Here is a 9,879-nt window from a genome sequence, read left to right as displayed (position 1 = left end):
CCGCGCGCTCCGGCTCTATCCGGCGCTCGCCGAGGCCCTGCGGGTGGCCACGCCGACGAGCGTCACCACCGACGCCGCGGGCGCCTTCACCTTCCTGCGCGAGGTCGCGCCGCTGCTGTCGGCGGCCGGGTTCGGCGTGCAGCTGCCGCAGTGGGCCGGGCGGGCGCGGCTCGGCATGAAGCTGACGACGCGCAGCAAGACCGAGTCCGCGGGTGCCACCGTCTCCTCCGGGTTCGGCCTCGGCGACCTCGTCGGCTTCCGGTGGGACCTGGCGATCGAGGGCGAGGACATCACCGAGGAGGAGCTGGCCGAGCTGGCCCGGCTGAAGGCGCCGCTGGTCCGGCTGCGCGGCCGCTGGGTCGAGCTGGACGACGCGCAGCTCAAGGCGGCGCTGGAGTTCCTCAGCCGGGGCCGCGAGGGAGAGATGAGCGCGGCCCAGGCCGTCCGCGCCGCCATCCACGCGGGCGACGACACACTGCCGCTGCTGGAGATCGACGCCGACGGCGCCCTGGGCGACCTGCTGTCGGGAGAGGCCGACCGCCGCCTGGCGCCGATCCCGACCCCGGAGGGCTTCGAGGGCACCCTGCGCCCGTACCAGGAGCGCGGCCTGGCCTGGCTGTCCTTTCTGGACGGTTTGGGGCTGGGCGCGGTACTCGCGGACGACATGGGGCTCGGGAAGTGCGTATCGCCCGAAACGGCCGTCTTCATCAATGGCGCGCCGATCGAAGCCAAGGACGCATGGGACCGCTTCGCGGGTCCTGCGGAATTCGACGGCGAAGGCGAATGGGCCCGGCCCACCGAGATCTTGACGACCAACTCCCTGGACGAGAGCGGCCGCGTCATCACGGCCGAGATATCGCGCCTGTATCGGCAGCACGTCCGCGAGCCGCTACGCCACATCACCCTTTCCTACGGCACCTCGATCACGGTGACCCACCGTCATCGGTTCCTCGGCCCTGACGGGTGGACGAACGACATCGGCCCCGGCGACCGGCTCTACGCACCGGCGCGGCTGCTCCAGGCCGGCCGGCCGGTCGACCCCGACCTGACGGTCCTCCTCGCCCGGCGGATCGGCGACGAGCAGATCCCGGACTTCGTCGTCGCGGCCGACGACCCCACCGTGCGCCTCTTCCTTCGCCACCGCTTCGCGGCCGTGGCCTCGGTGAATGCCGGGACGCGCACCATCGAGGTCCCCTCGGCGTCGACGTTCTCGGCGCAGCAGCTGTCCACGATGCTTCGGCGGTTCGGCATCCGGCTGTCGACGAAGCACGCCGCCGACGGCACGCGGATCGAACCGGCGCACACCGTCGGACTGATCGGCGGGTCGGGCGCCCGGCTCTTCCGCGAGCACATCGGCATCGCCGACCCGGAGAAACAGAAAGAGCTCGACCGGTTCGGCGAGCTCCCCGCGAGCATCGACGTCGAAGGCGTACCCGGCTTCCATGCCACCGTCGTCTCGGTCCAGGACGTCGACTACGAGGGCTGGGTCTATGACTTCGAGGTGCCCGAGCACCACAACTACGTCGCCGCGGGGATGTTCTGCCACAACACCGCGCAGACGCTCGCGTTGCTGGAACGCGGTCGTACCTCGGCCGCCCCGGGGGCGACGCTGCTCGTCGGGCCGATGTCGCTCATCGGCAACTGGCAGCGGGAGGCGGCACGGTTCACGCCCAAGCTGCGCGTCTACGTCCACCACGGTGTCGGGCGGCATCGCGGGGAGGACCTGGAGCGGGCCGTACGCGACGCCGACCTCGTCCTCACCACCTACGGCACGGCCGCCCGCGACCGTGAGGCGCTGTCGGCGATCGACTGGGAGCGCGTGGTCTGCGACGAGGCGCAGGCGCTGAAGAACAGCGGCACCCGGCAGGCGCAGGCGGTGCGGAGCATCCCCGCGCGCAGCCGGCTCGCGCTCACCGGCACGCCCGTCGAGAACCACCTGACCGAGCTGTGGTCGATCATGGAGTTCGCCAACCCGGGCCTGCTCGGGCCGCGGCAGTCGTTCCGTGAGCGGTTCGCCGCGCCGATCGAGGCGCACGGCGACCACGAGGCCGCGGCGGCGCTCGGCCGGGCCACCGGCCCGTTCATCCTGCGGCGCCTGAAGACCGACAAGTCGATCATCACCGACCTGCCGGACAAGCAGGAGATCAAGGTCTGGTGCAACCTCACGCCCGAGCAGGCCTCGCTCTACCAGGCGACGGTCGAGGACATGCTCGACCGGATCGCGAACAGCGAGGGCATGGAGCGGCGCGGCCTCGTCCTGGCGACGATGGCCAAGCTCAAGCAGGTCTGCAACCACCCCGCCCACCTGCTGAAGGACGGCTCGCGGCTGCCCGGCCGCTCGGGCAAGCTGGAGCGGCTGGAGGAGATCTGCGCCGAGGTCGTGGAGCAGGGTGAGAAGGCCCTCGTCTTCACCCAGTACTCCGAGTTCGGCGCGATGCTCCAGCCCCACCTGGAGGCGCGGCTCGACCGGCCGGTGCTGTGGCTGCACGGCGGCACCACCAAGAAACGCCGTGACGAGCTGGTCCGCCGGTTCCAGCAGGACGCCGAGCCATCGGTCTTCCTGCTCTCGCTGAAGGCCGCCGGCACCGGGCTGAACCTCACCGCCGCCAACCACGTGATCCACGTCGACCGCTGGTGGAACCCCGCGGTCGAGGACCAGGCCACCGACCGGGCGTTCCGCATCGGCCAGACCAAGAACGTCCAGGTCCGCAAGTTCATCTGCGTGGGCACCATGGAGGAGCGCGTCGACGAGATGATCGAGCGCAAGAAGGCCCTGGCCGAGCGCATCGTCGGCACCGGTGAGGGCTGGCTGACCGAGCTGTCCGTCGCCGAGTTGCGCGACGTCGTACGCCTCGGGTCCGAGGCGGTGAGCGCCTGATGTCGATGTACGGTTCCGCACGCCCGGTCGAGGGCGGGCTGCGCGCCCGCGGCGAGCGCGGCACGATCGGCGAGGAGTGGTGGTCGCGCCGCTTCATCGACGTGCTGGAGTCCTTCGCCGACAAGGGCCGCCTGAGCCGGGGACGCGCGTACGCCCGCAAGGGTCAGGTGATCGACCTGAAGGTGGACGCGTACGAGGTGACCGCACGCGTGCAGGGCTCGGAGGCCGAGCCGTACGACGTGGCGATCGGCATCGACGCGATCGACGAGCCGACCTGGGCGGCGATCGAGGAGGCGCTGGCCTCGCAGGCCGTCTTCCGCGCGCGGCTGCTGGCGGGCGAGATGCCGCCGGAGATCGAGGACGTCTTCGGCGCGTTCGGCATCCCGCTGTTCCCCGGGGCGTCGGGCGACATGCACATCATGTGCAGCTGCCCCGACTGGGGCGACCCCTGCAAGCACGCCGCCGCCGTCCTCTACCTCCTCGCCGAGGCGTTCGACGACGATCCGTTCCTGATCCTCGCGTGGAACGGCCGCACCGAAGAACACCTGCTGGCGAGCCTGCGCCGCCTCGACTCGGCCGAGGCGGCCGCCGAGGCCGACCCGCTGGAGGTCGAGGAGACGCCGATCGCCGACCGCCTGGACGACTTCTGGACCCCGGCCGCGGTCCGCGACCGCCCGCCCGCTCCCCCGATGCCGCCGGGCCTGCTGCTGAAGCTGCTCGACCCGCCGAAGGTCAAGGTGCGCCGCAAGGAGCTCACCGAGGTGCTCCGCCCCGCGTACGAGGCCCTGTCCGGCGCCGACGAGTAGGCGCCGGCCGGGCGGAGTCCTCCGAGGAGCCCGGCACTCCGGAGACGCGCACCGATGGTCCCCGGATGTCACGCGTTTCCGAATTGACCGCATTAGGCGAAATCTCTACGCAATCGCGAATAGCGGCGTAAGAAATGCACAACGGGGCGATTCACCACCAGGGGGTTTTCTTGCGCCGCATCGGATCGATACTGCTGAGTGCCCTTCTCCTGGCACTCGGAACCACCGCACCACACGCCGCGTTCGCCGCGGACCAGCCGGTCGTCAACTGGGCGAACAGCGACCAGGACGACCTGGGAACACTCCAGGTCTCGGCGACCTACACGCAGGCGATCACGCACCTGACGGCCCACATCATCTCGCCGGACACCGGCGCCGAGGTCGCCGCCACCGACGACTTCGTGCTGCGCTCGGGCACGGCCGAGAACGGCGTGTGGGCCACACGCGACACCTTCAAACTCGACCGGCTGGAGAACTACCCGGTCACGGTCGACGCCACGGCCGCGGACGGAAGCCAGGTCACCGCGCCGTCCGTCGGCTACCTCAGCTACTTCGCGGTATCGGTCTTCGACCCGTTCACGGCGAACCGCGCGGCGGTGACCTACGGCCACCGCGACGTCGTCGTACGCGGCCGGCTGTCGAGCCGCTCACCCGACACCCGCGAACTCACGCCGTTCGCCGACGCGCCGGTCTCGCTCAGCTACCGGATCTACGGCCGGAACGGGAACGGCGACGACCACTTCGGCTCGGCCACGCTGACGACCGACGCCCACGGGCGGTTCTCCTACACCGGCACCCTGACGGGGGCCGCCGACTTCGACGCGCTCTATGACTATCAGGACCGGTTCCCCGGACATCTCCGCGGCAGTTCGGCGACGCTGCGAATCGGGATCAAGCAGGCCCAGGTGCGGGTGACCGCGGCGGCCGAACCGCGCCGGGTCGACCCGGGCGCTCAGATCACGGTGTCCGGCCAGGCCACGTGGAGGTCCCCCGACGGATGGCAGCCCCTCGCCGGAGCCCGGCTCACGGTGGGCCCCTATTCCTCGTCGCAGGAGGTGACCACGGGGAGCGACGGGCGCTACTCCGTGACCCTGGTGCCGTACAACACGGGAGACATCCCCATCTATTACACGACCCAGGACCCGTTCGTGGCCGACGCCTCGGGGTCGGCCTCGGTGATCGTCGTCCAGCCGTCGGTCATCTCCGAGTTCGAGGCCGAGCGCAGCCCCGACGCGGGGGCGATCAACGTACGGGGAAACCTGTTCTTCACCGGGCTGTCCGCACCGGCCGATCCGCAGGTCGACATCCAGTTCTCCCCCGACGGCACGACGTGGCACCGCAAGGCGACGCTGCCGGCGAACTCCTTCTTCTCCGCGACCATCCCCGGGACCCGTCCGGGCTACTGGCGGGCACGTTACCGGGGCGACCGGTACTTCCAGCCGTCCGTCGGCGACGTCGTCTACGCCGACCCGCGCTAGACCGATCCCGGGTCCGGCGGGGCGTCCGCCGGGCCCGGTTCGGCGAGCCGCGCGATCAGGCCGTCGAGGAGGACGCGGAGCAGTTCGGTGAGCTGCTCGCGCTGGGCGGGCGTCAGGTGCTCGACCAGGGTCTGCTCGTGGCGGAGCAGTTCGTCGACGCTCCCCTCGATCAGCGCGTGCCCCTCGGCGGTCAACTCGACCGCGCCGGTCCGCCCTCCGCTGCTGCGGTGGGCCCGTACGAGGCCGGAGGTCTCCGCGCGGGTGACACGCTGGCTGATCGCCCCGGCGCTGACCAGGCAGGCCTCCCTCAGCTCGGCCGGCGTCATCCGGTACGGCGCGCCGTGGCGGCGCAGCGTGGACAGCAGATCCAGGGTGGCGGCGTCGATGCCGAGCCGCGCGAGCGTACGCCGGCGGTCGTCGGCGAGCAGCTTCCCGGCACGCCAGATCCGGGTGATCACTCCGATCGACTCGACCGGTGTGGCGGGGCGCTCGCGCGTCCAGGCGAGCTGGATCCGGTCCACTCCGTCCGGTTTGCGTTGTCGCGTCATGCCGACCTAGCGTAGAGGACATTGTTTAGGCCTAAACAAGGAGAGTCATGCCACGCACGGCAATCGTCACCGGGGGCGGTACGGGCATCGGCCGCGCGATCGCGCGGCGGCTCGCGGCCGACGGCCTGGACGTCGTGATCACCGGGCGGCGCAAGCAGGTGCTCGAGGAGACCGCCGAGGAACTGGGCGTCCGCGCGGTCGCCTTCGACGCCTCCGACGTCGCGGCGATCGAGGCCGCTCTGCCGGCCCTGCCCGGCCGGGTGGACGTCCTGGTCAACAACGCGGGCGGCAACATCTTCCGGCAGCGGCCCACGCCCGCCGAGGGCGACCTGGCGGGGCTGCGCGACCTGTGGGCCGCGCAGTTGGAGGCCAACCTGCTCAGCGCGGTGCTGGTGACGAGCGCACTGACACCGCGACTGTCCCACGGCGGTCGCGTGATCTCCATCGGCTCGATCGCGGGCGCTCGCGGCAGCGGCCCCGGCGGATCGTACGGAGCGGCCAAGGCCGCGCTCCACAGCTGGACCGGCGACCTGGCCTTCGAACTCGGCGGCCAGGGCATCACGGTGAACGCCATCGCCCCGGGCTACATCGAGGACACCGAGTTCTTCGGCGACGACGGCCCACCGGCCGAACGCCGGGCCGCACTGATCGGCCAGGCGGCGAACGGCCGTCCCGGCCGCCCGGAGGAGATCGCCGACACGGTCGCGTTCCTGGCCTCCACCGAGGCGGGCAACATCACCGCCCAGGTGATCCACGTCAACGGCGGCGCCTTCCGCGGCCGCTAGGTGTACTGCCCAGGCAGGTCGGTTGAGGTTGTGTGGCGACACGGTGTGAATGTGGGTGATCGGTGAAGGGCTGCGGTTGTGGAGTGGAGCCGTCTGGGAACCGCTCCAACGGCCAGGAGGCTCTCGTGTTCCACGCTAAGGCTGCTTTGACCCCTCGTGGGCGTCTTCGGCCGGCGCGTTTGATCATCGATGCGGGCTGGCCGACCGCCAGGCGCTGGGCCGGGCGATACCGCCTCCTCGGTGCGGCGTGGATGGCCGATCGGTCATCGCGGCCTACCGCAGCCCGGTCAAGACGCAACATGCACGTCTCGTCCGGAGGTCCTGGTAGTCGCACGCCAACGCCAAACCGACTCCGCGAGGCCGGTTGGAACCGGCGCGTTGCGTCGTGCACCCGGCCGTATCAGCGGGCGGCCGAGCGGTTCCAGGTCCCGGCCACGGCGCACCGGTCCTGACCCGTTACCACTGCCCACGCCTGACCCGCCTGGACCGGGAAGCGTGTCCCGGACGGCGGGACTTCGACACACGCCAAGAGCGGGTACGCCCGGAACCCTCGGCCGAGGGTTCCGGGCGTCTCTGTATCAGCGCAGGTCGCCGTTGGTCATTCCGGTCGGGGCCGGGGGCAGGGCCACCACGCCCATCTCGGCGCGGGAGGCGAACAGGTCGTGCTTGGGCACCACCCGCACGCTGTAGCCGAACGCCCCGGCGCGGTCGAGGGTGACCTCGCCCGCGTAGCGCAGCCGGCCACCCTCGATGTTCTCCACCTGCGTCAGCTCCACGTACGACGGGTCCACGAGCGTGTCGGTCTCGCCGACTCGGCCGTACACGACCTCCACCGCGACGTCCGACGGCTCCAGGCCGCCGAGTTCCACCGTCGCGCGCACGGTGAGCGTGCCGCCCAGCTGCGGGCTCTGCGTGGCGCCGCTGGACTCCACGTGCTCGACCGTGACGCCCGGCCAGAGCTTGGCCACCCGCAGCTTCCAGGCGGCCAGGGACTTGGCCGCCGTGTGCTCGTCGGTGGCCAGCCGGCGGCCCGCGGCCGCGGCCGGGGCGTACAGGTCCCGTACGTAGTCGCGGAGCATGCGCCCGGCGAGGACCTTCGGGCCGAGCGTGGTCAGCGTGTGCTTGACCATCTCCAGCCAGCGGCGCGGCAGGCCGTCGGTGGCCCGGTCGTAGAACAGCGCCGCGACGTGGTCCTCGATCAGCTCGTACAGGGCGTTCGCCTCGACGTCGTCGCGGCGGTCCGGGTCGGCGGCGCGGTCGGCCGACGGGATGGCCCAGCCGTTGTTGCCGTCGGACCACTCGTCCCACCAGCCGTCGCGGATCGACAGGTTGAGCCCGCCGTTCAGCGCCGCCTTCATGCCCGACGTGCCGCACGCCTCCAGCGGCCGCAGCGGGTTGTTCATCCACACGTCGCAGCCCTGGACCAGGGACTGGCCGAGCGCCATGTCGTAGTCGGGCAGGAACACGATGCGGTGGCGTACGGCCGGGTCGTCGGTGAACCGGACGATGTCCTGGATGAGCCGCTTGCCGCCCTCGTCGGCCGGGTGCGCCTTGCCCGCGATGATGATCTGCACCGGACGCTCGGGGTCGAGCAGGATCGACTTGAGCCGCTCCTGGTCGCGCAGCATCAGGGTCAGCCGCTTGTACGACGGCACGCGGCGGGCGAACCCGAAGGTCAGCACGTCGGGGTCGAGGACGTCGTCGATCCAGGTGAGCTCGGCGTCGCTCGCGCCGCGCTGGCGCCACGACTCGCGCAGCCGCCGCCGGGCGTCGAGCACGAGGCGCTCCCGGAGCGCCCGGCGGATGCGCCAGATCTCCGGCTCGGGGACCCGGGCGACGGCGTCCCAGCCCTCGCCGTCCTCGACGACGCCGGTCAGCTGCTGCCGGACGAGGTCCACCATCTCGGGCGCGACCCAGGTCTCGGCGTGCACGCCGTTGGTGATGGAGCCGATCGGCACCTCGTCGGTGTCGAAGCCCGGCCACAGGCCGCCGAACATCTCCCGGCTGACGGCGCCGTGCAGCACCGACACGCCGTTCACGCGCTGCGCGAGGCGCATGCCCATGACCGCCATGTTGAAGACGTCGGGGTCGCCCTCTTCGTAGGTCTCCGCGCCCAGGGCGAGGATGCGCTCGCTGGGGACCGAGGACGCCTCGTTGTCGGTGCCGAAGTACTTCTTGATCAGCTCGCGCGGGAACCGGTCGATGCCGGCCGGGACGGGCGTGTGGGTGGTGAACACCGTGCCGCCGCGCGCGGCCTCCAGGGCCTCGTCGAAGCTGAGGCCCTGCTCGTCGATGTACTCGCGGATGCGCTCGAGGCCGAGGAACCCCGCGTGGCCCTCGTTGGTGTGGAACACCTCGGGGGCGGCGTGCCCGGTGACGCGGCAGAACTGGCGGATCGCGCGGACGCCGCCGATGCCCAGGAGCATCTCCTGCAGCAGCCGATGGTCCGTTCCACCGCCGTACAGGCGGTCGGTGACGTCGCGGGACGCGGGGGAGTTCTCCTCGACGTTGGAGTCGAGCAGGAGCAGCGGCACGCGGCCGACGCCGGCGATCCAGACCTGGGCGTTCAGCCGGTCGCCGTCCGGCAGGCCGACGGAGACGCGCACGGCCGTGCCGTCCTGCTCGCGCAGCAGCGTCAGCGGGAGACCGTCGGGGTCGATCGGCGGGTAGTGCTCCTGCTGCCAGCCCTCGGCCGACAGCGACTGGGAGAAGTACCCGTGGCGGTACAGCAGGCCGACGCCGATGATCGGCACGCCGAGGTCGCTCGCGGTCTTCAGGTGGTCGCCGGCGAGGATGCCGAGACCGCCGGAGTACTGCGGCAGTGCCGCCGCGATGCCGTATTCGGGGGAGAAGTAGGCGATGGCCGCCGGAACGTCGGACAGCCCCTGGTACCAGCGCGGGGCCGTGACGTATTCGCGCAGTTCCTCGACGGCGTCGCCGAGGGCGCGCAGGAAACGCCGGTCGCCGGTGAGAGCGTCCAGGCGCTCGGCCGAGACCTCCCCCAGCAACCGCATCGGATCATGGCGGGTCGCCTCCCAGAGCTCCGGATCGACCGACTGGAAGAGCTCGAGCGTCTCTGGATGCCACGACCAGCGCAGATTGAGGACGAGCTCCTCGAGCGGCTGGAGCGGCTCGGGCAGGACCGTGCGTACGGTGAATCTCCGGATGGCCTTCACGTGGCGCGACACTAATCGGTAACGGGCAGTGCTCGCGACCCAAACCCGCACAGCGGCCCACATCCTTGGATCTATGTTTGCCGCCTCCGTACGACGAACCCCGGCGAAGTGCGAAGTCCGCCAGGTGATGACACCATGTGCCCGAGGGCCGCCGGGCCGATCCCCGGGCCGGCTCGCGCGTGTGCGGCACACCCCGGTCGTCACGCCC

General features: G+C 71.4%; 6 protein-coding genes. 4 read left to right on the top strand and 2 right to left on the bottom strand.

What is annotated here, in order from left to right:
- The 3 genes from ACFFNX_RS05485 to ACFFNX_RS05475 all read left to right on the top strand — a co-directional run.
- Positions 1-2,878 (top strand): SNF2-related protein (locus tag ACFFNX_RS05485; RefSeq protein ID WP_378196139.1); only part of this gene is annotated, 2,878 nt, incomplete at its 5' end.
- Positions 2,878-3,684: an SWIM zinc finger family protein gene (locus ACFFNX_RS05480; protein WP_378196136.1), complete on the top strand. Its 807-nt coding sequence runs from the start codon at positions 2,878-2,880 to the stop codon at positions 3,682-3,684. The genes ACFFNX_RS05485 and ACFFNX_RS05480, both read left to right, overlap by 1 nt.
- Positions 3,685-3,854: 170 nt before the next feature.
- On the top strand, positions 3,855-5,162 hold the full coding sequence (locus tag ACFFNX_RS05475; protein ID WP_378196134.1) for a hypothetical protein: 1,308 nt from the start codon (positions 3,855-3,857) through the stop codon (positions 5,160-5,162).
- Here ACFFNX_RS05475 and ACFFNX_RS05470 read toward each other — a convergent pair.
- Entirely contained in the window at positions 5,159-5,710 is a 552-nt protein-coding gene (locus ACFFNX_RS05470; RefSeq protein ID WP_378196131.1) for a MarR family winged helix-turn-helix transcriptional regulator, read from the bottom strand. The genes ACFFNX_RS05475 and ACFFNX_RS05470 overlap by 4 nt on opposite strands.
- Positions 5,711-5,757: 47 nt before the next feature.
- Between ACFFNX_RS05470 and ACFFNX_RS05465 the strand changes: the two genes are divergently transcribed.
- A complete protein-coding gene (locus ACFFNX_RS05465; RefSeq protein ID WP_378196128.1) occupies positions 5,758-6,495 on the top strand; it encodes an SDR family NAD(P)-dependent oxidoreductase in 738 nt (245 codons plus the stop codon).
- Between the two features lie 578 nt (positions 6,496-7,073).
- Here ACFFNX_RS05465 and glgP read toward each other — a convergent pair.
- Entirely contained in the window at positions 7,074-9,671 is a 2,598-nt protein-coding gene (gene glgP, locus ACFFNX_RS05460; RefSeq protein ID WP_378196125.1) for an alpha-glucan family phosphorylase, read from the bottom strand.
- Positions 9,672-9,879: the final 208 nt, after the last annotated feature.

This window comes from Actinoallomurus acaciae, from assembly GCF_042429965.1.
Taxonomy (GTDB): Bacteria; Actinomycetota; Actinomycetes; order Streptosporangiales; family Streptosporangiaceae; genus Actinoallomurus; species Actinoallomurus acaciae.
This window is presented reverse-complemented; position numbering and strand designations above follow the sequence as displayed.

Bases quoted from the DNA above. Each gene is read 5' to 3' on its own strand.
- ACFFNX_RS05480 (WP_378196136.1), top strand. From the start codon at position 2,878: ATGTCGATGTACGGTTCCGCACGCCCGGTCGAGGGCGGGCTGCGCGCC.
- ACFFNX_RS05470 (WP_378196131.1), bottom strand. From the start codon at position 5,710: ATGACGCGACAACGCAAACCGGACGGAGTGGACCGGATCCAGCTCGCC.
- ACFFNX_RS05465 (WP_378196128.1), top strand. From the start codon at position 5,758: ATGCCACGCACGGCAATCGTCACCGGGGGCGGTACGGGCATCGGCCGC.